The organism is Frigoribacterium sp. CF331 (genome assembly GCF_057787905.1).
Window position 1 is genome coordinate 2,787,488 of record NZ_CM173545.1, and the last position, 23,716, is coordinate 2,811,203.

The 23,716-nt window shown below is 71.0% G+C and carries 27 protein-coding genes; 24 read left to right on the forward strand and 3 right to left on the reverse strand.

What is annotated here, in order from left to right:
* Window positions 1-19: 19 nt before the first annotated feature.
* From rpsP to AC3CCI_RS12990, 13 genes are all read left to right on the forward strand, one after another.
* Entirely contained in the window at window positions 20-436 is a 417-nt protein-coding gene (gene rpsP, locus AC3CCI_RS12930) for a 30S ribosomal protein S16 (RefSeq protein ID WP_354592992.1), read from the forward strand.
* Between the two features lie 3 nt (window positions 437-439).
* Complete coding sequence (locus tag AC3CCI_RS12935; RefSeq protein ID WP_055971873.1) at window positions 440-676, forward strand: RNA-binding protein; 237 nt, start codon at window positions 440-442, stop codon at window positions 674-676.
* 4 nt (window positions 677-680) lie between these two features.
* A complete protein-coding gene (gene rimM / locus AC3CCI_RS12940; protein WP_488627426.1) occupies window positions 681-1,310 on the forward strand; it encodes a ribosome maturation factor RimM in 630 nt (209 codons plus the stop codon).
* 3 nt (window positions 1,311-1,313) lie between these two features.
* Window positions 1,314-2,006 (forward strand): tRNA (guanosine(37)-N1)-methyltransferase TrmD, encoded by a 693-nt coding sequence (gene trmD / locus AC3CCI_RS12945; RefSeq protein ID WP_488627427.1) that lies wholly within the window; start codon window positions 1,314-1,316, stop codon window positions 2,004-2,006.
* 78 nt (window positions 2,007-2,084) lie between these two features.
* On the forward strand, window positions 2,085-2,654 hold the full coding sequence (locus AC3CCI_RS12950; RefSeq protein WP_488627428.1) for a hypothetical protein: 570 nt from the start codon (window positions 2,085-2,087) through the stop codon (window positions 2,652-2,654).
* A gap of 160 nt (window positions 2,655-2,814) precedes the next feature.
* The gene (rplS, locus tag AC3CCI_RS12955) at window positions 2,815-3,162 is read left to right on the forward strand and encodes a 50S ribosomal protein L19 (protein WP_054145615.1); all 348 of its coding nucleotides are present in this window, start codon (window positions 2,815-2,817) and stop codon (window positions 3,160-3,162) included.
* A 67-nt stretch (window positions 3,163-3,229) separates the two neighbouring features.
* Complete coding sequence (gene lepB, locus AC3CCI_RS12960; protein ID WP_354592988.1) at window positions 3,230-3,979, forward strand: signal peptidase I; 750 nt, start codon at window positions 3,230-3,232, stop codon at window positions 3,977-3,979.
* Window positions 3,976-4,614, forward strand: a complete 639-nt coding sequence (rnhB, locus tag AC3CCI_RS12965; protein ID WP_194594171.1) for a ribonuclease HII — start codon at window positions 3,976-3,978, stop codon at window positions 4,612-4,614. The genes lepB and rnhB overlap by 4 nt, the downstream gene beginning before the upstream one ends.
* Before the next feature lie 65 nt (window positions 4,615-4,679).
* On the forward strand, window positions 4,680-5,003 hold the full coding sequence (locus tag AC3CCI_RS12970) for a DUF2469 domain-containing protein (RefSeq protein WP_056046179.1): 324 nt from the start codon (window positions 4,680-4,682) through the stop codon (window positions 5,001-5,003).
* Window positions 5,004-5,145: 142 nt separating this feature from the next.
* Window positions 5,146-5,511 carry a YraN family protein gene (locus AC3CCI_RS12975; RefSeq protein WP_488627429.1) on the forward strand — a complete coding sequence of 122 codons (366 nt, stop codon included), beginning with the start codon at window positions 5,146-5,148 and terminating at the stop codon, window positions 5,509-5,511.
* Window positions 5,508-7,037 (forward strand): YifB family Mg chelatase-like AAA ATPase, encoded by a 1,530-nt coding sequence (locus AC3CCI_RS12980; RefSeq protein WP_488627430.1) that lies wholly within the window; start codon window positions 5,508-5,510, stop codon window positions 7,035-7,037. Before AC3CCI_RS12975 ends, AC3CCI_RS12980 begins: the two co-directional genes overlap by 4 nt.
* The gene (gene dprA, locus AC3CCI_RS12985) at window positions 7,034-8,296 is read left to right on the forward strand and encodes a DNA-processing protein DprA (protein ID WP_488627431.1); all 1,263 of its coding nucleotides are present in this window, start codon (window positions 7,034-7,036) and stop codon (window positions 8,294-8,296) included. The genes AC3CCI_RS12980 and dprA overlap by 4 nt, the downstream gene beginning before the upstream one ends.
* A 50-nt stretch (window positions 8,297-8,346) precedes the next feature.
* Window positions 8,347-9,261 (forward strand): tyrosine recombinase XerC, encoded by a 915-nt coding sequence (locus AC3CCI_RS12990; RefSeq protein ID WP_488627432.1) that lies wholly within the window; start codon window positions 8,347-8,349, stop codon window positions 9,259-9,261.
* 13 nt (window positions 9,262-9,274) lie between these two features.
* Here AC3CCI_RS12990 and AC3CCI_RS12995 read toward each other — a convergent pair whose 3' ends face one another.
* Window positions 9,275-9,859, reverse strand: a complete 585-nt coding sequence (locus tag AC3CCI_RS12995; RefSeq protein ID WP_488627433.1) for a murein hydrolase activator EnvC family protein — start codon at window positions 9,857-9,859, stop codon at window positions 9,275-9,277.
* A gap of 133 nt (window positions 9,860-9,992) precedes the next feature.
* On the opposite strand from AC3CCI_RS12995, the gene AC3CCI_RS13000 reads away from it, so the two are divergent.
* The 11 genes from AC3CCI_RS13000 to AC3CCI_RS13050 all read left to right on the forward strand — a co-directional run bounded on the left by AC3CCI_RS13000 (window position 9,993) and on the right by AC3CCI_RS13050 (window position 20,459).
* Entirely contained in the window at window positions 9,993-11,441 is a 1,449-nt protein-coding gene (locus tag AC3CCI_RS13000; RefSeq protein WP_354592982.1) for a sugar porter family MFS transporter, read from the forward strand.
* 69 nt (window positions 11,442-11,510) lie between these two features.
* The gene (locus AC3CCI_RS13005) at window positions 11,511-13,226 is read left to right on the forward strand and encodes a BCCT family transporter (RefSeq protein ID WP_488627434.1); all 1,716 of its coding nucleotides are present in this window, start codon (window positions 11,511-11,513) and stop codon (window positions 13,224-13,226) included.
* Between the two features lie 321 nt (window positions 13,227-13,547).
* Window positions 13,548-14,480, forward strand: a complete 933-nt coding sequence (gene rpsB, locus AC3CCI_RS13010; RefSeq protein ID WP_488627435.1) for a 30S ribosomal protein S2 — start codon at window positions 13,548-13,550, stop codon at window positions 14,478-14,480.
* Between the two features lie 42 nt (window positions 14,481-14,522).
* Window positions 14,523-15,350: a translation elongation factor Ts gene (gene tsf, locus AC3CCI_RS13015; protein WP_354592980.1), complete on the forward strand. Its 828-nt coding sequence runs from the start codon at window positions 14,523-14,525 to the stop codon at window positions 15,348-15,350.
* Between the two features lie 151 nt (window positions 15,351-15,501).
* Window positions 15,502-16,221: a UMP kinase gene (pyrH, locus tag AC3CCI_RS13020; RefSeq protein ID WP_354592979.1), complete on the forward strand. Its 720-nt coding sequence runs from the start codon at window positions 15,502-15,504 to the stop codon at window positions 16,219-16,221.
* 77 nt (window positions 16,222-16,298) lie between these two features.
* Window positions 16,299-16,817 carry a ribosome recycling factor gene (gene frr, locus AC3CCI_RS13025; RefSeq protein WP_217270968.1) on the forward strand — a complete coding sequence of 173 codons (519 nt, stop codon included), beginning with the start codon at window positions 16,299-16,301 and terminating at the stop codon, window positions 16,815-16,817.
* On the forward strand, window positions 16,817-17,815 hold the full coding sequence (locus AC3CCI_RS13030) for a phosphatidate cytidylyltransferase (protein WP_354592978.1): 999 nt from the start codon (window positions 16,817-16,819) through the stop codon (window positions 17,813-17,815). The genes frr and AC3CCI_RS13030 overlap by 1 nt, the downstream gene beginning before the upstream one ends.
* 64 nt (window positions 17,816-17,879) lie before the next feature.
* Entirely contained in the window at window positions 17,880-18,434 is a 555-nt protein-coding gene (locus tag AC3CCI_RS13035; protein ID WP_354593308.1) for a DivIVA domain-containing protein, read from the forward strand.
* Between the two features lie 214 nt (window positions 18,435-18,648).
* A complete protein-coding gene (locus tag AC3CCI_RS13040; protein WP_488627436.1) occupies window positions 18,649-19,359 on the forward strand; it encodes an aggregation-promoting factor C-terminal-like domain-containing protein in 711 nt (236 codons plus the stop codon).
* Window positions 19,360-19,419: 60 nt separating this feature from the next.
* Window positions 19,420-19,719: a hypothetical protein gene (locus tag AC3CCI_RS13045; protein WP_354592976.1), complete on the forward strand. Its 300-nt coding sequence runs from the start codon at window positions 19,420-19,422 to the stop codon at window positions 19,717-19,719.
* The gene (locus AC3CCI_RS13050) at window positions 19,716-20,459 is read left to right on the forward strand and encodes an alpha/beta hydrolase (RefSeq protein ID WP_488627437.1); all 744 of its coding nucleotides are present in this window, start codon (window positions 19,716-19,718) and stop codon (window positions 20,457-20,459) included. Before AC3CCI_RS13045 ends, AC3CCI_RS13050 begins: the two co-directional genes overlap by 4 nt.
* A 97-nt stretch (window positions 20,460-20,556) precedes the next feature.
* On the opposite strand, the gene AC3CCI_RS13055 is transcribed toward AC3CCI_RS13050, so the two are convergent.
* Together AC3CCI_RS13055 and AC3CCI_RS13060 are read right to left on the reverse strand one after the other, a co-directional pair.
* Complete coding sequence (locus AC3CCI_RS13055) at window positions 20,557-21,615, reverse strand: AI-2E family transporter (protein WP_354592974.1); 1,059 nt, start codon at window positions 21,613-21,615, stop codon at window positions 20,557-20,559.
* Window positions 21,616-21,688: 73 nt separating this feature from the next.
* On the reverse strand, window positions 21,689-23,572 hold the full coding sequence (locus AC3CCI_RS13060; protein WP_488627438.1) for a coiled-coil domain-containing protein: 1,884 nt from the start codon (window positions 23,570-23,572) through the stop codon (window positions 21,689-21,691).
* Window positions 23,573-23,716 lie beyond the last annotated feature (144 nt).

The following is a 23,716-nucleotide window of genomic DNA, read 5'->3' on the forward strand; positions in this document are numbered from 1 at the left end:
CACATCACACAGGAGAATTGTGGCTGTCAAGATCCGTCTCAAGCGCATGGGCAAGATCCGCGCCCCCTACTACCGCATCGTCGTCGCCGACTCGCGCACCAAGCGCGACGGTCGCGTCATCGAAGAGATCGGCAAGTACCACCCGACCGAAGAGCCCTCGCTCATCGAGGTCGAGTCCGAGCGTGCCCAGTACTGGCTCGGCGTCGGCGCCCAGCCGACCGAGCAGGTCGCCGCGCTGTTGAAGCTCACGGGCGACTGGGGCAAGTTCAAGGGCGACGCCGACGCCGTCAGCACCGTCAAGACCAAGGCCCCGAAAGAGGCCTTCGTCGCCGACGAGAAGAAGAAGCCGGTCCTCGTCCCCAAGACCGAGAAGCCCGCGGCCAAGGCCGAGGCTCCTGCCGAGTCCAGCGACGACGCCGAGACCACCGAGGCGTAGTCGGTGCTCGCACCTGCACTCGAACACCTCGTCCGGGGGATCGTCGATCACCCGGACGAGGTGCAGGTCGTGGAGAAGAACTCTCCTCGTGGCGACGTCCTCGAGGTGCACGTCCACGCTGACGACCTCGGTCGCGTGATCGGCCGTGCCGGTCGTACGGCCAAGGCCCTCCGCACCCTGGTCACCGCGCTGGCCGACGGCAAGCGCGTCCGGGTCGACGTCGTCGACGGCGACCTCTAGAGCCGTGCCGTCCGACCGCAAGACCGAACTCCGGGTGGGGCGACTCACCAAGGCCCACGGCCTCAAGGGCGCCCTCAAGCTCGAGCTCTTCACCGACACCCCCGAGCAGCGGTTCGTGCCGGGTGCCGTGTTCCGGTTGCAGGTGCCCGCCGAGAGCGCCTGGCACGACAAGACCCTCACCCTGACCGAGTTGCGCTGGTACAACAGCCACCCGGTGGGCTTCTTCGAGGGCGTCGACGACCGGACGGCCGCCGAGTCGCTCGTCAAGGCGATCCTCTGGGTCGACCAGGACACCGACGAACTGCCGCACGAGGACGACGCCTGGTACGACCACCAGTTGGTGGGTCTCCGCGTCGAGCGTGACGGTGTCGTCGTCGGCACGGTCGCTCGCGTCGACCACCTGCCGGCACAAGACCTGCTGGCCGTCGACACCGAGACGGGCGAGGTGCTCGTCCCGTTCGTCTCGGCCATCGTGCCGAAGGTCGACGTCGAGGCCGGCGTGGTCGTCGTGACCCCGCCGCAGGGCCTGTTCGAAGAGCTGGCCGACGATTCCGACGAGTCGGGGCCCGACGGGCGCGCGGCCGACGGCGGGTCCGCCCCCGAGGCCAGGTCCTCGTCCGACGACGAGCGCTGACGCGTGCGCATCGACATCGTGTCGATCTTCCCCGAGTTCTTCGGGGTGCTCGACATCTCGCTGCTCGGCAAGGCCCGGCAGCAGAAGCTGCTCGAGGTCGAGGTCCACGACCTGCGCGACTTCACGCACGACCGGCACCGCACCGTGGACGACACGCCCTACGGGGGCGGTGCCGGCATGGTCATGCGTCCCGAGCCCTGGGGTGAGGCGCTCGACCACGTCTTCGGTGACACCTCGACACCCGACGACACGGTCATGATCGTCCCGTCGCCGGCCGGCACGCCCTTCACGCAGGCCACGGCCCGCGAGCTCGCGTTCGCACCGCACCTGGTCTTCGCCTGCGGTCGCTACGAGGGCATCGACCAGCGCGTGGTCGAGCACGCCGCGACCCGGGCCACGGTCCGCGAGATCAGTCTCGGCGACTACGTCCTGAACGGTGGCGAGGTCGCGGTCACGGCGATGATCGAGGCGATCGGGCGGCTCGTCCCCGGCGTCGTGGGCAATCCTGAGAGCCTCACCGAAGAGAGCCACGAGGACGGGCTCCTCGAGTACCCGAGCTACACCAAGCCGGCCTCCTGGCGGGGCCTCGACGTGCCTCCGGTGCTGCTCAGCGGCAACCACGGGGCCATCGCGGCCTGGCGTCGCGAGCAGCAGCTCGAGCGCACGCGTCGCGTGCGTCCCGACCTGCTCGACTGAACGACCCATCCGTCCGGCTCGACCACCGCGATCCGATCGTGCAGCCGTTCCCCACGATCGTCTCGTAGCCTCGGACGCATGACGATGCGCAGGGTCTTCTACCGCCTCCTCTGGGTCGCCGTGTTCGCGTTGCCTCTCTGGGTCCTGCTCGGCCGGGCCTTCTTCGGCGTGCCGCTGGGACTGCAGTTCGTCGGGCAACTGCTGCTCGTGCCCCTGCTCTTCGTCGGGCAGGCGATCGCGACGGGTGTCGTCGTCGGGCGTCGCAGCGTGCGCCGGTCACGGGCGGTGTCGTGGCCCGACGCCGGGTTGCTCACGCTCTCGTGGCTCGGGCAGCTCGGCCTCGGGTTCTTCATCGTCGACGGTTCTGCTGGCTCCACCTCCGCCTCGGCGTTCGCGCAGGTCGCCGGCGGGGCCTCGTCGCTCGACCTGTCGACCGCACTGTTCGCGCTGTGCGCCGTCGTGACGATCGCGGCGGGCGTCGGTCTGTTCGCCTGCGCCCTGTTGGAGTTCGCCCGGGAGGCGCGGGCCCGCATGGCCTCGTCGCTCGCCGACCTCGAGAGGGCCGCGTCGGGCACCGGGGCCGCCGCCGGGCGTGTGCCCCGCCACGATCACGACGCCCCCGTCATCACCATCACGCCGCGGGGCTGACAGGGGTGCCCGCGCTGTGGCACAATTGACGCTTGTGCCTGCGCACGACTCTGCCACAGGGGAGTCTGCCGATCCAGAGCACACCTTCTTCATCATGACGGGCGCGTGACGCGCCCCAGACACGCAGTCGACCTGTGGCGGTTGCAGAGAGCGAACGACAATGCACATCCTCGACGCGGTTGACTCCGCCAACCTCCGCACGGACGTCCCCGACTTCCGCGCCGGCGACACCGTCAAGGTGCACGTCAACATCATCGAAGGCACGCGCTCGCGCGTCCAGGTCTTCCAGGGTGTCGTCATCGGCAAGCAGAACGAGGGCATCCGCGAGACCTTCACGGTCCGCAAGGTGAGCTTCCAGGTCGGCGTCGAGCGCACCTTCCCCGTGCACTCCCCGGTCATCGACCACATCGAGGTCGTCAGCCGTGGCGCCGTGCGTCGCGCCAAGCTCTACTACCTGCGCGAACTGCGTGGCAAGAAGGCCAAGATCAAGGAGAAGCGCGACAACTAGTCACGCGCTCCCGCGACATCCTCCGAGCTCCCCGCCGTCTAAGATGGCTGGGAGCTCGGGTGGTTAAATGACGAATGACACAGTGAGGCGCGCCCTGCGTCCTCGACGCGACGACGGCAGGAAGCGCGGCATCGGCACGTTCGTGCGCGACGTTCTCGTCATCTTCTTGGCGGCGCTCCTGATCTCGTTCTTGATCAAGACGTTCTTGATCCGGTCGTTCTACATCCCCTCGGGTTCGATGGAACAGACCCTGCAGATCAACGACCGCATCATCGTCAACGAGCTCGTGCCCGACGTGGTCGACGTCAAGCGGGGCGACGTCGTCGTCTTCACCGATCCCGGTGGTTGGCTCGACGGCACGGCGCCCATCAGCACCACCACGGGCAACCCGGTGTCCGACGGCGTCTCGTGGTTCCTCACGCAGGTGGGGCTCGGCGCGCAAGACAGCAACGACCACCTGATCAAGCGGGTCATCGGCCTGCCGGGTGACACCGTCGAGTGCTGCAACGACTTCGGGCAGATGTCGGTGAACGGCGTGCCGCTCGACGAGCCGTACGTCAACTACCCCCCGGGCGAGACCCGTGCCTCGGCGATCGACTTCTCGGTGACCGTGCCGCCCGACTCGCTGTGGGTCATGGGCGACAACCGCTACAACTCGAAGGACAGCCGGTACAACGGTTCGACCCCGAGCAAGGGGTTCGTGCCCATGAGCGACGTCGTCGGGCGCGCCTTCGTCATCAGCTGGCCCAGCGACCGCTGGACGTGGCTCGGCGACTACCCCGAGGTCTTCCGCGGGACCGAGCGAGAGGGCGGATGACGCCCGTCGTCGACCCGACGCTCGAGTTCGAGCGCGAGCTGCACGCGTCCGGGGCCACCTGGGTGATCGGCTGCGACGAGGTCGGTCGGGGTGCCATCGCCGGCCCCGTGGCGGTGGGGCTCGGGGCGGTGCACGTCGAGTGCCTGGACGTCCCCCCGGGGCTGCGCGACTCGAAGCTCCTGTCCGAGAAACGCCGTGAGGCGCTCTACCCGCTCGCGACGTCGTGGGTGTCCCACCACGCGGTGGGCTTCGCCGAGGCGCACGAGGTCGACCGGCTCGGCATCGTCGTCGCCCTGGGTCTGGCCGGCAAGCGTGCCCTGACCGCCCTGCACCACGCCGGCGTCGGCATCATGCAGTCCGTCGTCGTCCTCGACGGCAACCACGACTACCTGTCGCCGCAGTTGAGCACCCCGCCCCGAATCACGACCCGGGTGAAGGCCGACCGCGACTGCGCCTCGGTCGCGGCGGCGTCGGTCATCGCCAAGGTCGAGCGTGACCGGCTGATGATCGAGGCCGACGGCGTGCACCCCGGCTACGGCTGGTCGGGCAACAAGGGCTACGGCTCGTCGGCGCACTACGGGGCCCTGTCCGAACTCGGCCCGTCGCCGCTGCACCGGCTCACCTGGCTGCACTGAGCCACCCCGGGGCCGACGACCACCCGGCGTCCCGCTCGCCCGAGGCCGCGTAAGATGATCCCCCGATGGACGAGGACGATTTCGAAGACTACGACCGCGAGGTCGAGCTCGCGCTGTACCGCGAGTACCGCGACGTGGTGTCGCAGTTCCGCTACGTGGTCGAGACCGAGCGGCGCTTCTACCTGGCCAACGAGGTCGACCTGGTGCGGCGCGACACCGAGCACGACTTCTACTTCGAACTGTCGATGACCGACGTCTGGGTCTGGGACGTCTACCGCTCCGACCGTTTCGTGAAGTCCGTCCGCGTGCTCACCTTCAAGGACGTGAACGTCGAAGAGCTGACCAGCCGCGACCTCGAACTGCCGAAAGAACTCGCGCTCGACGAGTGACGCCCTGACGTCGCGTCGGCGGCCGGGCGCGTCGGCGCGACGCCTCGTCCCCAGTCGTCGCTCCAGGCCCTCGCTCCCCAGTGGTCGGTCGGGCCGCCCCGTGTCCGGTGGGTGTCCGCCAGCCTCCTGACAGGAGGTCCACATGGCGAAGAAGGACGAATTGGGTCGGCGCGGCGAAGACGTCGCGGCCGAGTACGTCGAGGCGCAGGGCATGCGCGTCGTCGAGCGCAACTGGCGCTGTCGCGAAGGCGAGATCGACGTGGTCGCCCTGGACGGCGACGAGTTGGTCGTCGTCGAGGTGAAGACGCGGACGGGCACCGGCTTCGGCCACGCCCTCGAGGCGGTGACGCCGACCAAGCTGGCCCGACTGCGGCGCCTGGCCGTGGCCTGGTGCCAGGCGCATCCGTCGGCCGTCGCGCGCGGTCTCCGCATCGACGTCGTCGGCATCACGGTCGAGCGGTGCGCCGGGCACGAGCGCATCGACCACGTCCGAGGGGTCGGCGCGTGAGCGTCGCGCGGACGCGGGCCGTCGCCCTGCTCGGCGTCGACGGCGCCCTCGTCGAGATCGAGGCCGACATGGGGGCCGGGCTGCCGGCCTTCGTCATCATCGGCTTGCCCGACACCTCCCTCGGCGAGGCGCGCGACCGGGTCCGGTCGGCCGCGACCAACTCGGGGTGCGCGTTGCCGGCCCGCAAGCTGACGGTCAACCTGTCGCCGGCCTCGTTGCCGAAGCAGGGGTCGTCGTTCGACCTGGGCATCGCCATCGCCGCACTGGCGGCGGCCGAACTCGTGCCCGCGGCATCCGTCGAGCGGGTCGTCCACCTCGGCGAGCTCGGTCTCGACGGCCGGCTCCGGCCGGTCGACGGCGTCCTGCCCGCCGTGCTGGGTGCGCGTCGGGCCGGGGCGGGCACGGTCATGGTGCCGACCGACAACGCCGACGAGGCGTCGCTCGTCCCCGGCATCCGCGTGGTGGCCGTGCCGAGCCTCCGCGAGGCCGCGATCTGGCACGGCGCAGGTCTCGAGTCCGAACCGGTCGAGGCCATCACGAGATCGCGGTCCGAACCGCCGGTGCCCGCCGAACGCGACCTCGCCGATGTCATCGGCAACGTCGACGCCGTCGAGGCGCTCGTCGTCGCAGCGGCCGGCGGCCACCACCTCCTCATGGTGGGCCCGCCCGGAGCGGGCAAGAGCATGCTCGCGGCCCGCCTGCCGGGTCTGCTGCCCGACCTCGACGCCGACTCGGCCCTCGAGGTGGCGTCGATCCGCTCGTTGGCCGGGGTCGCCGTCACGGGCGACCTCGACCTTCGGCCGCCGTTCGAGGCGCCCCACCACACGTGCAGCGCGGCGGCCCTGGTCGGCGGTGGCAGCGGGGTCATCCGGCCCGGTGCCGCATCGAGGGCCACCCGGGGCGTGCTCTTCCTCGACGAGGCGCCCGAGTTCCAGCAGACGGTCCTCGACTGCCTCCGCCAGCCTCTCGAATCGGGCGAGACCGTGGTCCACCGGTCGCGGTCGGTGGCCCGTTTCCCGGCGAGGTTCCAACTCGTGGCGGCGGCCAACCCGTGCCCCTGCGGGCAGTACGGCTCGCGCGACTCCGACTGCAGCTGTTCTCCGCACCAGCGCCGTCGATACCTCGGCAAGCTCTCCGGGCCGCTCGTCGACCGGATCGACCTCCAGCTGAGGGTCGCGCGGATCAGCTCGTCACAGTTCCGGGCCTCGGCGGACGTCGTCCCGACGACGACCGAGCAGGCGCGGGTGCGGGTCGAACGGGCGCGGCGACGTGCCTCGCAGCGGCTCGCCGCGACGCCGTGGCGCTCGTCCTCCGAGATGCCGGGCACGTGGCTCCGCGACCCTGCGAACCGCCTGCCCCCGGCCGACTCCCAGCCGATAGACCGGGCCCTCGAGACCGGTGCCCTGACCATGCGCGGCTACGACCGCGTGCTGCGGGTCGCGTGGACCCTCGCCGACCTCGACGACGACCCCGTGCCCGTCCGGCGACACGTGGTCAGGGCACTGAGCATTCGGCAGTCGCTGTGAGCGCCCTGCTCCGGGCGACCCCCGGCGAACTGGCCGACCTCGTCCTGCCGGTGCTTCCCGACGCGGGTGACCTCACCGACGGTGAGGTCGTGCGCGCCTTCGCCCTCGGTGCGTGGACGGGAGTCGTCGAGCCGGGCGACGCGGTGGGCGGCGTCGTCCGGTCCGTGCTGGGCCCCGCGGTCGGGCTCCGGGCCGTGCTCGAGGCGGCCGTCGGGCGCGACGACCCCCGGCCGGGACTCCTCGCGGGCCGGTTGCTCGACGCGGGCGCCACCCGTGACGACGTCGGGCGCCTCGATCTCGCCCGGGCCCTCGAGAGGTGGCGGCCTCGGCTCGAGACGCCGGTGATCCTGCGGTCGTTCCGGACGGCGACGGCCCTCGGGTCGAGGCTCCTCGTGCCGGGTGTCGCTCTCTGGCCCACGGCCCTCGACGAGCTCGGCGATCACGCGCCCGTGGCCCTCTGGGCACGAGGCCCGGCGTCCGTCCCGGCACCGGCGTCGAGCATCGCGATCGTCGGCTCGCGGGCGGCGACGAGCTACGGCGAGCAGGTGTCGGCCGAGCTCGCCGGCGGCGTGGCCGACCGCGGCCTCGCGGTCGTCTCGGGTGCCGCCTACGGCGTGGACGGGGCCGCCCACAGGGCGGCTCTGGCCGCGTCGGCGACGACGGTGGCGGTCATGGCCGGGGGAGTCGACCACCTCTACCCGGCCGGTCACGACGGCCTGCTGAGACGCATCATCGAGACGGGCCTCATGATCTCCGAGGCCCCCTGCGGCGGCAAGCCGTCACGCTGGCGGTTCCTGCAACGCAACAGGCTGATCGCGGCCCTGACGGCTGCGACGGTCGTCGTCGAGGCCGGCGGGCGTTCGGGGTCGCTGAACACGGCCGCCCACGCCCAGTCGCTCGGTCGCCCGGTCGGAGCCGTGCCCGGCCCGGTGACCTCGCCGTCGTCCGTGGGCTGCCACGCCCTCATCCGCTCCGGCCTGGCCGAGTGCGTGACGAGCGTCGACGACGTGCTCGAACTCGCCGGGGCGTCGACCGACCTGGTCGCCGCGTCGTACCAGGGGCGTCGGCTCGATCCCGAGACGATGCGGGTGCTCGACGCGCTCAGCACGACGGCGACCCGCGAGACCGACGAGCTGGCCGTCGCGAGCGGACTGTCGCTCGAGACCGTCCGCGACGTGCTCGCCGAGCTCGACCTCTCCGGCGCGGCCCGGCGGCACGGGTCGGGGTGGCGACGGGTGAGGGGGCGGCGAGATGGCTAGCCTGGCCGCATGCACGAGCCGGGGTCGAGACGCGAGGGGTGGGCGCTGCCGTGACGCGCCTCCTGGGCGAGGTCGAGCGGTTCGCGGACCACCTGCACGACGGCCGCGGGCTCAGCGACCACACGGTGCGATCGTACGGCGCCGACCTCGACTCGCTCGTCGTCTTCGCGGAGAACCGCCTCGGTCGGCCCGGTGAGGTGGCCGACCTCGACCTCGACCTGCTGCGCGACTGGCTCTGGCAGGGCACGCAGGCCGGCCTCGCCCGGGCTACCCTCGCCCGGCGGTCGGCGAGCGTCCGGGCGTTCACCCGGTGGCTCGACGAGACCGACCGGACGCCGGTCGACGTGGGGGTCCGGCTGCGTGCGCCGAAAGCCGAGAGCCGCCTGCCCCGGGTGCTCACCCGCGCACAGGTCGACGGCCTGCTGGCCTCGCTCGCCCTGCGCGCCGACACCGACGACCCGGGCGCGCGTCGAGACCTCGCCGTCGTCGAGCTGCTCTACGGGGCGGGCCTGCGCGTGTCCGAGGTCGTCGGCACCGACCTGGCCGACGTCGACCTCGAGCGGCTGACCGTCCGGGTGACCGGCAAGGGGGCCAAGCAGCGGGTCGTGCCGTTCGGGGTGCCCGCGGCGGACGCCCTGGGCCGGTACCTCGACCTGGCCCGTCCGACCCTGGTCACGGCCGAGACCGGTGACGCGTTCTTCGTCGGTGCGACCGGCGGTCGTCTCGGCACCCGGGCGGTCTACCGCCTCGTGGCCGGACTGCTGGCCGACCTGCCCGGTGGCGGACCGGCCGGGCCGCACGCCCTCAGGCACACGGCGGCCACCCACCTGCTCGACGGGGGAGCCGACCTCCGGGCCGTCCAAGAGCTGCTCGGCCACGCGAGCCTCGGGACGACCCAGATCTACACGCACGTGTCGACCGATCGCCTCCGCGACAGCTACCGCTCGGCGCACCCGCGCGCCTGACGCCCTGCCGAGATCACCCGGGCCGGGTCGGCAGCAGCACCGACGGCTCGACGCCTCCCAAGAACAACAGCGGTGAGACGTACTCGCCGTCGACGCGGGCTCCGAGGTGCAGGCAGCCCTGGTCGGCGCAGTGCCCCGGCTCGAGCACCCCCACGGTCTGCCCCCGGGTCACGACGTCGCCCGTCGCGACGACGGCGGTGACGGGCTCGACGCTGCTGAGCACCCCGTCGGCGTGCTCGATCGAGAGGACGGGGCGGTCGACGACGACCCCGGCGAAGTGCACCACACCGTCGTCGGGCGCCAGGACGACCGCGCCCGGTGTCGCCTCGACGTCGATGCCGCGGTGGCCGGGCGACCACGGGTGCGGCGGGCCGACGAAGGGTCTGACCACCGGGTGCGGCGCGGCGACGGGCCACGACCACACCGCGCCTCGCGCGGCGGACGCCCCCGAGCCGGCTGCCGCCAACGTAGCCGCTGCCGTCGCCGTCGCCGTCGCCGTCGCCGTCGCCGACGGCAGCGCCACGAGCAGGCAGGCGACGACCGTCACGACGCCGGCGAGGGCCGACGAGCGGGGCGACGTCCGAAGCTGAGCACGCATACCGGCACGATGCCGGATGCGCAAGCTTTCTCGGCGAGGCGTAAGGTTCATCCGTGCAAGAACACCCCGTGCACGCCGTTTGTGGGGGAGTCGTGGCCACGAGCCCTGCTCCTCGAGCCGTGAAGGAGTACAGGTGTCGAACACCACTGCAACGACGAAGAGCTTGAACAGGCGGGTGACCGCGCTGGCCGTGGCGGCGGCCATCGGCGGGTTCTTGTTCGGCTTCGACTCGTCGGTCATCAACGGGGCCGTCCAGTCGATCACCGACGAGTTCGGCCTGACCGAGTTCGCGTCGGGCTTCGCGGTCGCCTCGGCCCTGATCGGTTGCGCGATCGGCGCCTACGTGGCCGGCCGACTGGCCGACAAGATGGGCCGCATCAAGGTGATGATCATCGGTGCCGGTCTGTTCCTGATCAGTTCGATCGGGGCGGCCGCGGCCTTCGCCGTCTGGGACCTCGTGCTCTGGCGCGTCGTCGGCGGCCTGGGCATCGGCATCGCGTCGGTCATCGCCCCTGCCTACATCAGCGAGGTGTCGCCGAAGGCGATCCGTGGTCGCCTGGCGTCGTTCCAGCAGCTCGCCATCACGCTCGGCATCTTCGCCGCCCTGCTGTCCGACCAGCTCTTCGCGACCACGGCGGGTGGCGCGTCCGAGCCGTCGCTCTTCGGTCTCGCGGCGTGGCGCTGGATGTTCCTGGTCGGCATCGTGCCCTCTGTCGTCTACGGGGTCCTCGCCTGGCGCCTGCCCGAGTCACCCCGCTACCTGGCCGGTGACGGCCGCGAGGACGAGGCCAAGAAGGTCCTGCAGTCGATCGTCCCCGCCGAGACCGTCGACACGAGCCTGAAAGAGATCACCGACTCGATCCGCACCGAGGCCGAACTCGAGAAGAAGTCGTCCATTCGGGGCAGCCGCTTCGGCCTGCAGCCCATCGTCTGGGTCGGCATCATCCTCGCCGTGCTGCAGCAGTTCGTCGGCATCAACGTGATCTTCTACTACTCGACCACCCTCTGGCAGGCCGTCGGCTTCCAGGAAGAGGACTCCTTCCTCATCTCGACGATCACCGCGGTGGTCAACGTCGCCGTGACCTTCGTCGCGATCGGCCTGGTCGACAAGGTCGGACGTCGGCCCATGCTGCTGGCCGGTTCGGTCGGCATGTTCGTCAGCCTCGCCGTGACCGCCCTCGCCTTCAGCCAGGCGACCACCACGGCGAGCGGCGACCCGTCGCTGCCCGGTGCCTGGGGCCCGGTCGCGCTCGTCGCGGCCAACCTGTTCGTCGTCTCGTTCGGTGCGACGTGGGGACCGCTCATGTGGGTGCTGCTCGGCGAGATGTTCCCGAACAGCATCCGCGCCACCGCCCTCGGCGTGGGCAGCATGGCGAACTGGATCGCGAACTTCGTCGTCACGGTGTCGTTCCCGAGCCTCGCCGCCCTGAGCCTGTCGTTGTCGTACGGCATCTTCGCGTTCTTCGCCCTCGTCTCGTTCTTCTTCGTCCTGGCGAAGATCCCCGAGACCAAGGGGCGGTCGCTCGAAGAGATGGGCGTCTCGGCCGTCGAGGCCGGCTCGGGTCGGGCCGCGAAGGCCTGAGCCTGGCATGATCGTCGAACGCCCCGTCCAGATCCTGGGCGGGGCGTTCGCCTTCCGAGAGGACTTCCGATGAGCCACGCCGACGACGCGACACCGGTCGCGCACGCCGACGAGACACCCGGCGACGCCACGAGCGCCGCCCCCGACCAGACCCGGGAGGCGCCGGTCACGCCCCGCAGGAGGGCCTTCGCCCCGTGGGTCTTCTGGCCCGCGGCGGCCGTCATCCTGGGGTTCGTCGCGTTCGCCATGGCCTTCCCGGCCGTGGCCGAGAGCCTCTTCGGGGCGATCCAGAGCGGCATCGTCGGGGCCTTCGGTTGGTACTACGTCCTGCTCGCCGCCGTCTTCGTGGTCTTCGCGCTCTGGATGGGCGTCAGCCGCTACGGCGACATCAAGCTCGGCAAGGACGACGACGAACCCGAGTTCTCCCGGCTGTCGTGGCTGTCCATGCTCTTCGCCGCCGGCATGGGCATCGGCCTGGTCTTCTACGGGGTGGCCGAGCCGCTCAGCCATTACGCGAGCCCGCGGCCCGGGGTCACCGGCGACGCCAACCAGCTCGCCGGACAGGCCCTCAGCCAGACGTACCTGCACTGGGGCGTGCACGCCTGGGCCATCTACATCGTCGTCGGGCTCGGCATGGCGTACGCGATCCACCGGCGTGGGCGTCCGGTCTCGATCCGGTACGCGCTCGAGCCGCTGCTCGGCAAGCACGTCCACGGCCTCTGGGGCAACGTCATCGACGTCGTCTCGGTCGTCGGCACGTTGTTCGGCGTTGCGACGTCGCTCGGACTCGGCGTCCTGCAGATCTCGGCCGGCCTCTCGGCCGCGGGCATCGCCGAACCCACGCTGCTCGTCCAGGTGCTCCTGATCGCCGGCATCACCGGCGTCACCATCTTCTCCCTGGTCAGCGGCGTCACCAAGGGCATGAAGTGGCTCTCGAACACCAACATCGTGCTGGCCGCCCTGCTGCTCGTCTTCGTGCTGGTCAGCGGACCGTCGCTGTTCCTGCTGCGCGACTTCGTCCAGTCGCTCGGCAACTACCTGCAGAACGTCGTCGGGCTCACCTTCACCGTCAGCGCCTTCTCCGGCGCCGAGGGCGAGGCCTGGCAGGGCGCCTGGACGACCTTCTACTGGGGGTGGTGGATGTCGTGGGCCCCGTTCGTCGGCATCTTCATCGCCCGCATCTCGAAGGGGCGGACGGTCCGCGAGTTCGTCGTCGGCGTCCTGGTCGTCCCCACCCTGCTGACCTTCCTCTGGTTCAGCGTCATGGGCGGTGCCGCGCTCTACCGCGAGGTCTTCGGCTCCGGGGGACTGGTGGCGGCCGACGGCTCGGTCGACACCGAGGGTGCGCTGTTCGAGATGCTGCAGGGGCTGCCCGGCGGCTCGATCGCCGTGTTCGGCGCCATCCTGCTGATCGGGCTCTTCTTCATCACGTCGTCCGACTCGGGCTCCCTCGTGCTCGGCATGATCTCGACCGGCGGCGACACCGAACCGAGGCCGTGGGTCCGCATCTTCTGGGCGGTCGTCACGGCCCTCGTGGCCATCGCGTTGCTCGTCACGGGCGGGCTCGACGCCCTGAAGACGGCGGCCATCATCACGGCGTTGCCGTTCAGCGTCGTCATGATCGGCATCTGCGTGGCGACCTTCCGGGCCTTCGACTCCGAACACCGACGCTTCCTGCGCGCCCAGCGCACGCAGCTGCGTGACGACTTCGGCGACCACTACGGACTCGAGGAGGCGCGGGCCCCGAAGCGCGGGCTGCTCGGCCTCGGTCGACGCCGCCCCTAGCCGAGGTGCGGGTGCCGGGTGGTCGCCGTCCTCGGGTGGCGACCACCGCCTCCTCGGGCGTGTCGGTGGTGCTAACATGAGCGTTGCAGTCTGCTCAGCAGGCTGACTTCGCGTGCCCTGTGCGTCCTCGGACACACCGACGTCGAGACGACCCCGTCGTCTCGCGCCGCTCCCGGCCTCCGCGTCCATTCGGTCCGAACGTGCCCCACGGTGCGGTCGGCGGACGTGTGCCCGGGCACCAGGCAGCGGCGACCGACCGGTCGCCCGACAACCGACAAGCAGGCACACCCGCGGGTGTGCCCGGAAACAAGGAGAACGACCATGGCCGTCGTCACCATCCGCCAGCTGCTCGACAGCGGCGTCCACTTCGGACACCAGACCCGCCGCTGGAACCCGAAGGTGAAGCGCTTCATCCTCGCCGAGCGCTCGGGCATCCACATCATCGACCTGCAGCAGTCGCTCGGGTACATCGACAAGGCGTACGACTTCGTCAAGGAGACCGTCGCCCACGGCGGCACCATCCTCTTCGTCGGCACCAAGAAGCAGGCCCAGGGCTCCATCGCCGAGCAGGCCAACCGCGTGGGCCAGCCCTTCGTGAACCAGCGCTGGCTCGGTGGCCTCCTGACCAACTTCCAGACGGTCTCGAAGCGCCTCGCCCGCATGAAGGAGCTCGAGGACATCGACTTCGACGACACCACGCAGGGCTTCACCAAGAAAGAACTGCTGATCAAGAAGCGCGAGCTCGACAAGCTGCACAAGACGCTCGGCGGCATCCGCAACCTGACCAAGACGCCGTCCGCCCTCTGGGTCGTCGACACCAAGAAAGAGCACCTCGCCATCGACGAGGCCAAGAAGCTCGGCATCCCGGTCATCGGCATCCTCGACACGAACTGCGACCCCGACGAGATCAACTTCCCGATCCCGGGCAACGACGACGCGATCCGATCGGTCGGCCTGCTGACCCGCATCGTCGCCGACGCCGCCGCCGAGGGCCTGGTGCAGCGTCACCAGAAGCCCGAGGACGCCGACCAGCCCGTCGAGCCCATGGCCGAATGGGAGGCCGAGCTGCTCGCGCAGGGCGAGGCCAAGGCCGCCGACGCCGCTGCCGAGGCGCCCGCCGCCGAGGTCCCCGTCGAGGAGAACGACGCCGACGCACAGGTCGCCGCGAAGCCCCTGGGCGAGCCGGTCGTCGAGCCCGTCGCCGAGGCCACCGAGGCGACCGCCGCCGAGCCGGCCGACGCCGACTCGAAGTAGCCCCCTCTTCACCTTCCGACTCCACGAAAGGAAGTCAGACACATGGCCAACTACACCATCGCTGACGTCAAGATCCTCCGTGACCGCCTCGGCGCGGGCATGGTCGACAGCAAGAACGCCCTCGAAGAAGCCGACGGCGACATCGAGAAGGCCGTCGAGATCCTGCGGGTCAAGGGACTGAAGGGCGTCGCCAAGCGCGAGGGCCGTCAGACCACCGCCGGTCTCGTCGCCGCCAAGCCCGGCTCGGGCTACGCCACCCTGATCGAGCTCGCCAGCGAGACCGACTTCGTGGCGAAGAACGAGAAGTTCGTCGCCCTGGCCGACCAGGTCCTCGAGGCCGTGCACGCGGCCGGCGCCTCCAGCGCCACCGAGGGCAACGCCGCCGCGATCGGCGGCCAGACCGTCGAGGCCTTCGTCAACGACGAGGCCGCGCTCATGGGCGAGAAGGTCGAACTGCGCACCGTCTCGCGCATCGAGGGCGAGCAGTTCGCCATCTACCTGCACAAGACCTCGAAGGACCTGCCCCCGCAGGTCGGCGTGGTCGTGGGGTACACCGGTGACGACGCGGAGACCGCCCGTTCGATCGCCCAGCACATCGCCTTCGCCGCACCGACGTACCTGTCGCGCGACGACGTGCCCGCCGAGCAGGTCGACAAGGAGCGCGCCATCGTCGAAGAGACCGCGAAGAACGAGGGCAAGCCGGAAGCGGCGCTGCCCAAGATCATCGAGGGTCGCCTCACCGGCTTCTTCAAGGAGATCGCCCTGCTCGACCAGGCCTACGCGAAGGACAACAAGTTGTCGGTCGCCAAGGTCGTCGACGAGGCCGGGCTGTCGATCACGGGCTTCGCCCGCATCAAGGTCGGCGCCTAGCACGCACCGTGACGGGGTCCGAGACGAACGTGTCTCGGACCCCGTTGCCATGCCCGGCCGACGTGTCGACGTCGGGCGCACCACCGGCGACGGACGGCGACCAGCCCGAACTCGCTAACCTGGCTACGGCCACGACGAGAGGGAGACTCGCATGACATCGGAAACCACCGGACGCCGACGCGTCCTGCTGAAGCTCTCGGGCGAGGCCTTCGGCGGCGGCCAGCTCGGCGTGAACCCCGACGTGGTCGGCGCGATCGCCCGCGAGATCGCCGACGCGGCGAGCGACGTCGAGATCGCCATCGTGGTGGGCGGCGGCAACTTCTTCCGAGGCGCCGAGCTCAGCCAACGCGGCATGGACCGTGGTCGTGCCGACTACATGGGCATGCTGGGCACCGTCATGAACGCCCTCGCCCTGCAGGACTTCCTCGAGCAGGCCGGTGCCGCCACGCGCGTCCAGTCCGCCATCGCCATGACCCAGGTCGCCGAGCCGTACATCCCCCGGCGGGCGGAGCGACACCTCGAGAAGGGGCGCGTCGTCATCTTCGGTGCCGGAGCCGGCCTGCCCTACTTCTCGACCGACACCGTCTCGGCCCAGCGTGCCCTCGAGATCGGGGCGACCGAGGTGCTGGTGGCCAAGAACGGCGTCGACGGCGTCTACTCGGCGGACCCCCGCCACGACCCCTCGGCCGTCAAGCTCGACCGCCTCACCTACCAAGAGGCCCTGATGCAGGGGCTCAAGGTCGTCGACTCGACCGCCTTCAGCCTCTGCATGGACAACGGCATGCCCATGCACGTGTTCGGCATGGAAGGCGAGGGCAACATCGCCCGCGCCATCCGTGGCGAACGCATCGGCACGATCGTCAGCAACTAGACGACTAAGCTCGACCGCGAACCGAACAAGGAGCACCAGTGGCGATCAACGACGTACTCACCGAGACGCGCGAGAAGATGGACAAGGCGCTCGACGCCGCGAAGAACGATTTCGGCACGGTGCGCACCGGCCGGATCAACCCGGCTCTCTTCCAGAAGATCCCGGTCGACTACTACGGCACGCCGACGCCCCTGGCACAGTTGGCCTCCCTGCAGGTGCCCGAGGCCCGCACCATGATCGTCACCCCGTACGACAAGACGGCCCTGAAAGAGATCGAGAAGGCCATCGCGACCTTCCCGAACCTGGGGGCCAACCCGACGAACGACGGCACCATCGTCCGCGTCACGATCCCCGAGCTGACGCAGGAGCGCCGCAAGGAGTTCGTGAAGATCGTGCGCAGCAAGGGCGAGGACGCCAAGGTGCAGGTGCGCAACGTCCGCCGCAAGTCGAAAGAGGCGCTCGACGCCCAGAAGACCGAGGTCGGCGACGACGAGGTCGCCCGGGCCGAGAAAGAGCTCGAGTCGATCACCAAGGGTTACATCGACTCGATCGACGACGCCCTCAAGAAGAAAGAAGCGGAGCTGCTCGAGGTCTGATGAGAGATCGACCCGACGGCGCCGGCTCCGACGAATCGTCACCGGCTCAGAAGAGCACCCTCGGCAGTCGCCGGGCCGACTTCGACGCCCGTGCGCAGGCCGCGCGGCACGACATCGAGTCCCAGCTGAGGGCCGGCAAGGCCCGTCTCGACTCCCGCAACGAGAAGCTCACGGCACGCACCGGGCGCAACCTGCCGGCGGCCATCGCGGTGGGCGTGCTGCTCGGGGCCGCCGTGCTGCTCAGCCTGATCTTCGTCAAGGCGTTCTTCATGATCGTCGCCGCGGCCCTGATCGGGTCCTTGTGCTTCGAACTCGCCAGTGCCCTGCGGTTCGCCGGTCGTGACGTCCCGCGTCTGCCGAGCGTGCTCGCGGGCGTGGCGGTCGTCCCCGCCGCCTTCTACGGCGGCGCGGCCGGCCACTGGCTGGCGCTGCTCGGCGGCATCGTCGTCGTGTCGGCGTGGCGCCTCGTCGAGTTGGCGCGTCCGTCCCACCGCAGCAGCGCCTCCTCGCTCGGCCGCGATCTCGGGGCGGGGGCCTTCGTCCAGATCTACTGCGCCTTCCTCGGAAGCTTCATGGTGCTCATGGCGGCTCGCCCCGACGGGCAGTGGTGGACGCTGTCGGCCCTGATCGTCGTGATCGCCGTCGACACGGGCGCCTACGCGACCGGCCTCAACTTCGGCAAGCACCCGATGGCTCCTCGCATCAGCCCGAAGAAGACCTGGGAGGGGTTCGCCGGCTCGGTGGCCGCCAGCCTCGTCGCGGCCGTGCTGCTCTCGGTCTTCCTCCTCGACGAGCCGTGGTGGTTCGGGTTCGTCTTCGGCGGCGTCATCATCGTCACCGCGACCATCGGAGACCTGTCCGAGTCGCTGATCAAGCGCGACCTGGGCATCAAGGACATCAGCACCTGGCTTCCGGGCCACGGGGGGTTCCTCGACCGGCTCGACAGCACGCTGCCGTCCGCCGCGGCAGCGTACGGGCTCTACCTGCTCTTCGCCTAGCCGCGACCGGTCGAAGTCGGCAGGGCCGCGCGTCCCGCTGGTCGACATCGGGCCATGCGGCATGATGGTGGCCGTGAGCAGCACATTCCCCATCGTTCCCAAGGGCAAGCGGGGCTACGTCGTCGACGAGGTCGACTCGTTCCTGGCCGAGGCGCGCAAGGCCTACGCCGGCGACGCGAACGCCGGCATCGACTCGGCCCGCATCCGTCGCACCGCCTTCGGGCTGACGAAGGGCGGCTACTCGACGGCCCACGTCGACGCCGCCCTCGAACGGCTCGAGGACGCCTTCGCGAGTCGGGAGCGCGAACGCGCGGTGTCGTCCGGACGCGAATCGACGTGGTTCTCGGACGCTCGCTCGGGGGCGGCGGACGTCGTCGCGCGCCTCGAGCGTCCCGAGGGGCACCGCTTCGACCGCGTCGGCATCCTGACGACCGGCTACCACCCCCGCGACGTGGACCGGCTGGCCCGCCGCCTGCACGGCTACTTCACCGACGGGCGCCCGCTCAGCATCGACGACGTGCGCTCGTCGGTCTTCCGGCCCCGACGCGGGGGGTACCGCGAGAGCCAGGTCGACCTGCTGCTCGACACGGTCGTCGACGTCATGCTCGCCGTCCGCTGACCCGGAGGGCGATCGACCCCCGTGGGGCCGCCCCGCCGCCGCCGACACGCGGACCTGTCGACCCTGGTCGCGACGCCTCGTTTCGGTTACGCTTATCGGACTCATGGGCAGGCACGCAGCGAATCCGACACCCGGTCCCTCTCGACGAGAGCACCCGGCGGCCGTCGAACGACCCTCGACCCGACGTCGGGTCCGCATCCCGGCGTCGCAGAGCGTGGTCCGCCGACCGGTTCCCGGTGCCGTCGCGTTCACGGGTCCCGGTCGAGGGTCCACCGCAGCACCTCGTCGTGCCGGCGCACCTCGCCGTCTCGTCCTGCCCCTCATCGGCTTCTGCGCCTCCTTCGCCTTCGTCTCGGCCTCTCTCGTCAACCCGCTGGCCGGGGCCGAGGCCGCCACGAGCGCCCCGAGTGCCGCAGCGGTGCTGACCGCACCCGGCCAGACCCTCACGGTGGCGGACGCCGCGGTCACGGTCGCCGACCGTGACGCCTACGGAGTCACCGAGTACGTCCCGCCGCCGCCCCCCGTCGTGGTCGAAGAGACTGCGGCCCCCGCGACGACGTCCGGCTCGTCCTCCGGCACGGCCAAGAAGTCGTCCGCAGCGCCCGTCGCCGGCTTGCCCGACCCGGGCAGCGCCAAGGCGATCGCGGCCGAGATCGTCGCCTCGCGTGGGTGGGGTTCCGACCAGTACGACTGCCTCGTGTCGCTGTGGCAGAAGGAGTCCAGCTGGAACGTCTACGCCTCGAACCGGTCCAGCGGCGCGTACGGCATCCCGCAGGCCCTGCCCGGCAGCAAGATGGCGTCGGTCGGAGCCGACTGGCAGACCAACCCCGCGACGCAGATCACCTGGGGACTCAACTACATCGGTGGTCGGTACGGCACGCCGTGCGGCGCCTGGGGCCACTCGGTCGCGAACAACTGGTACTGATCCACCGGGCCCGCCGCTGGTGACGTCCTCGACCTCGAGGCCGTTGCTACGCTGGTCGTCATGCCCCGCAGCAACCGCTCCCGTCGCTCGCGCGACCGGCGTGAGGCCGACGAGGCGTACGACGTCACCCGCGCGTCCTTCGGTGGCCTGACGGTCGAGACGAAGCACGGTCGCTCGTTCAACGTCCAGTCGGTCTCGGCGACGTCGGCGGTCAAGGACTACGTCTGCCCCGGGTGCTCGCTGGGCATCGCTCCGGCCACCCCGCACGTGGTGGCCTGGCGGGCCGACGGGCTCTTCGGGGCGGAAGACGACCTGGCGGCCCGCCGCCATTGGCACACCCACTGCTGGAGGATCTCGTGACGAGCCCCGACACCCCCGTCGTCGACATCCGCGGGGGAGTCCTGCTCCCCGCGCGGCGCGAAGACGTCGAGCTCCGCACCGGAGACGGTCTCACGCTGGTGGGCGAGCTCAGCCTGCCCGCCGACCGCGAACCGGTCGGCACGATCGTCGCCCTCCATCCGCTGCCGACGGCGGGCGGCTTCATGGACTCGCACGTCATCCGCAAGGCCGCCGCACGCCTGCCCGCGCTGGCCGACCTCGCCGTGCTGCGGTTCAACTTCCGGGGGGTGTCGTCGCCTCGCGGACGCTCGGAGGGCGAGTTCGGCGAGGGCGTGGCGGAGGCGGCGGACCTCGCGGCCGCCGTCGCCTTCGTGCGTGACCGCGGCCTGCCCACGCCCTGGCTCGTGGGGTGGTCGTTCGGCACCGAGGTCGCCCTGAAACACGGTCTCGAGGTCGACGTGGCGGGTGTGGTCCTGCTGTCCCCGCCGCTGCACCGCACCACGGACGCCGAACTCGAGGCCTGGCACGGTGCGGGCCGACCCGTCGTCGCCGTCGTGCCCGAGTTCGACGACTACCTGCGTCCCGACGAGGCGCGTCGCCGTTTCGCCCTCGTGCCCGAGGCCGAGGTCGTCGCCGTCGAAGGCGGGAAGCACCTGTGGGTCGGCGAGAAGCAGACGAGCCACGTGCTGACCGAGGTCGTCCGTCACGTCGCCCCCGCGGCGCTGCCCCTGCCATCCACCTGGCCGCCCCGCGCCTCCTGAGTTGCTGACGCGGGCGTCGGCGCCGAGGCGCCGCGGCGACGCGTGTCCGTCCCGCTTCCGAGCGGCTCCGCACCGGCGTCGGTGGCGGTCTCGGCCCTCAGAGCTGGTTCTGCCGGGGCACGTAGACCTCGCGGATGATCAGCAACACCGACGCGGCGACGGGGATGGCGATCAGGGCCCCGAGGACGCCCAGCAGGGTGCCCCCGACCAGGGCGGCGATGACGACGATGACCCCGGGGACGCGCACCGCGCGACGCATGATGCGCGGGCTCAGCAGGTAGGCCTCGACCTGCATGTAGACGAGGTAGTACACGGCTGCCGTGACCCAGGTGGCGGGTGACTGCGGCAGCAGGGCGATCTGCGCCAGGACGATGATCGCCGAACCGCTGATCGTGCCGACCAGCGGGATGATCGAGCCGAGGAAGGCGATGAACGCGAACACCGCCGGCTGCTGGGCGCCGATGATGGTGAGGAACACGAAGCTGAGGATGCCGTTGGTGGCGGCGAGGGTGAACTGGCCGATGACGTACCGACCGACCGACTGGCTGATCTGCTCGGAGATGTCGACGAAGGTCGCCCTCTTCGACGCGGGTACGAGCTGGTAGAGCGCGCGCTTGACGCTGTTGATCGACGAGGTGAAGTAGATCGTCAGGATCACCACGACGACGGTGCCGAACAGGCCGTTGCCGATGGCCACGCCGACCGCGAGCACGCCGCCGCCGATGGTGACGACGTTGTCGGGGTTGGTGAGGAAGTCGACGATCGAGTCGAGGGCGTTCTGCACGTCGAAGACGTTCTGCGGCACGAGTTCTTGCAGGTTGTCGACGAACTGCTGCGTGGTGACGCTCTGCAGGTACGAGGTCAGCGCCTGGATCAGGCTCGTCGTCTGCTGCACGATGACGGGGACGATGGCGAAGACGACCCCGACGAAGGCGCCGACGACCGCCACGAGGACGATGACGATGGCGATGCCACGGGGCACGCGTCGCTTCTCGAGCCACGAGACGATCGGATCGAGGCCCAGCGAGATGAAGAGCGCCGCACCGACGTAGGTCAGGATCGTCGACAGCTGCCCGACGGCCCCACCGATCACGAGCGCGACGAGCACGCCGAGACCGGCGAGCAGCCCGATGCGGAACGGGTTGTGGATCTTCACGGGCGGGCTCCTGTCGACGGCACGGGCCGATCGTGGCCGCAGCCGCACCGGTCGCCCGGCACGGCCTGTCGTCCTACTCTGTCGTACCGCCGCCGACTTGTCCGATCATGCCACGCAGGTTCTCGAAGTAGTCGGCGACCGCGTCCCGCTCGCGGGTGATGTCGGCGAGGCGTTCTTCGGCGTCGCCGAGGAGGTCGTCGGCCCGCTGCTGGGCGTCGGCGACGAGCGATCGCGCCCGCTCGTCGGCGTTCGTCAGCACCTCGTGGGCCGTCGCGTCGGCCTCCGCCCGCGTCGTGCGGGCGTGCTCGCTCGCACCGCGTTCGAGCTCGTCGGCCTCGCGCCGGACCTCCGCGGCTCGGCGGGTCGCGTCGGCCAGCTGCCCGGCGGCCGCGTCGAGCAGGTCCTGGGTCTCGGCGACGGCCTCGCGGTGGCGTCGGGTCAGCTCGGCCTCGGCCTCGTCGCGGCGCGAGAGCAACTCGACCTCGAGATCGGCGCGAGCCCGTTCGAGGTCGCGGCGCAGGTCGGCCGTCGCGCGCTCGCGATCGGCCTCGAGCCCGGCCCGCACCCGGACGTCGTCGGCGACCAGGCGTGCGCGCTGGGCCTCGGTCTCGTCCGCCAGCGTCGCCCGGACCTCGGCGGTCTCGGCCGCCACCTCGGCTCGGACCCGGTCGAGCTCGGCCGCGAGCTCGGCCCGACGGTCGGCGTCCTCGCGGGCCAGGCGATCGGCCTGGGCGTCGCTCTCGCGCGTGAGGCGCTCGTCGGTCTCGATCGTGACGCGTTCGATGCGTTCGCGCGACGTCGTCTCGGCCAGGTCGAGGTCGTCACGGCGACGCCGGGTCTCGCGGTCGAGCTCGGTCCGGGCGTCGCCCACCTCTTTCTCTAGCTCGGCCCGGACCCGGGCGACCTCGGCGGCGAGACGGTCCCGACCGGTGGTGATCTCCCGCTCGAGCTCGACGCGGGTCGACTCGACCTCGTCGGTGAGGTCGGCACGGGTGGCGTCGACGTCCCGCGCGAGCAGGGCCCGGGTCTCGGACACCTCGTGCGCCAGCTCGGCGCGAGCGGCGGCGACGTCGCGTTCGAGCTCGGCCCGTTGCGTGGCGACGTCGTCGGCGAGGTCGGCCCGGGCGGCGGCGATCTCGCGGTCGAGATCGTCGCGACGTGCGACCACCTCGGCGTCGAGGTCGGCGCGGGTCGTCTCGTCGAGGCGGGCGAGCTCGGCCCGGACGGTGACGCCCTCGCGGTCGAGGTCGAGCCGCTGTCGTTCGGAGTCGCCCTCGAACACCGCCCGGGCCTCACGCGTGTCGGCGGCGAGGGTCTCGGCCTCGTCGCGGGCTCCGGCGAGGTCCCTCGCGACGGCGGCCCGCTGCTCGGCGACCTCGTGCTCGACCTCGGCCCGGAGGGCGGCCGCCTCGCGTCGGGCGGTCGACACGTTCTGCGCCGCCTCGGTGGCGGCGGACCCCCGGATCGAGATGGCGTCGCGCTGGGCCTCCTGCAGCAGGTCGCGGGCCTCGGCCTTGGCGCGGGCGACGAGACGGTCAGCGTCGGCGGTCGACTCGGCGACCTGTGCCGCGGCACGACCCCTCGCGTCGTCCAGCAGGGCCGTCGCCCGCTCGGTCGCGTCGTCGACCACGCGCTTCGCCTCGGCCGTGGACGACGAGCGGAGGGCCTCGGCGTCGATGTCGGCCTGGCTGATCAGCAGCGTGGACTGCTGCTCGGCCAGTCGCAGGGTCTGCTCGAGCTTGCTGCCGAGGCCCGAGTAGGTGGGCGTGCCGGCCTCCTCGAGCTCGGCCCGGATCTCGTCGACGCGTTGCTGCAGGAACGCGACCTCGCTCGCCCGGTCGGCCCGGTCGGCGTTGGCCTTGATGAGCTCGCGACGCAGGTCGCCGAGGACCCGGTCGACCTCGTCCTTGCGGTAGCCCCGGAGTTCGATGCCGAAATCGGCTTCGTCAGCGGCCACGGTGTCTCCTTCGATGCAGGGGTCGGACCGGTGCTCGGTCCGAGTGACGATGCTAGTGCGAGCCCCTCGACGGACGTCGGCCCGCGGGGCAGGCGCTTCTCAGCCTCGTCGGATACGCTGAGCCGTCTTAAATTCTGCTGCCGC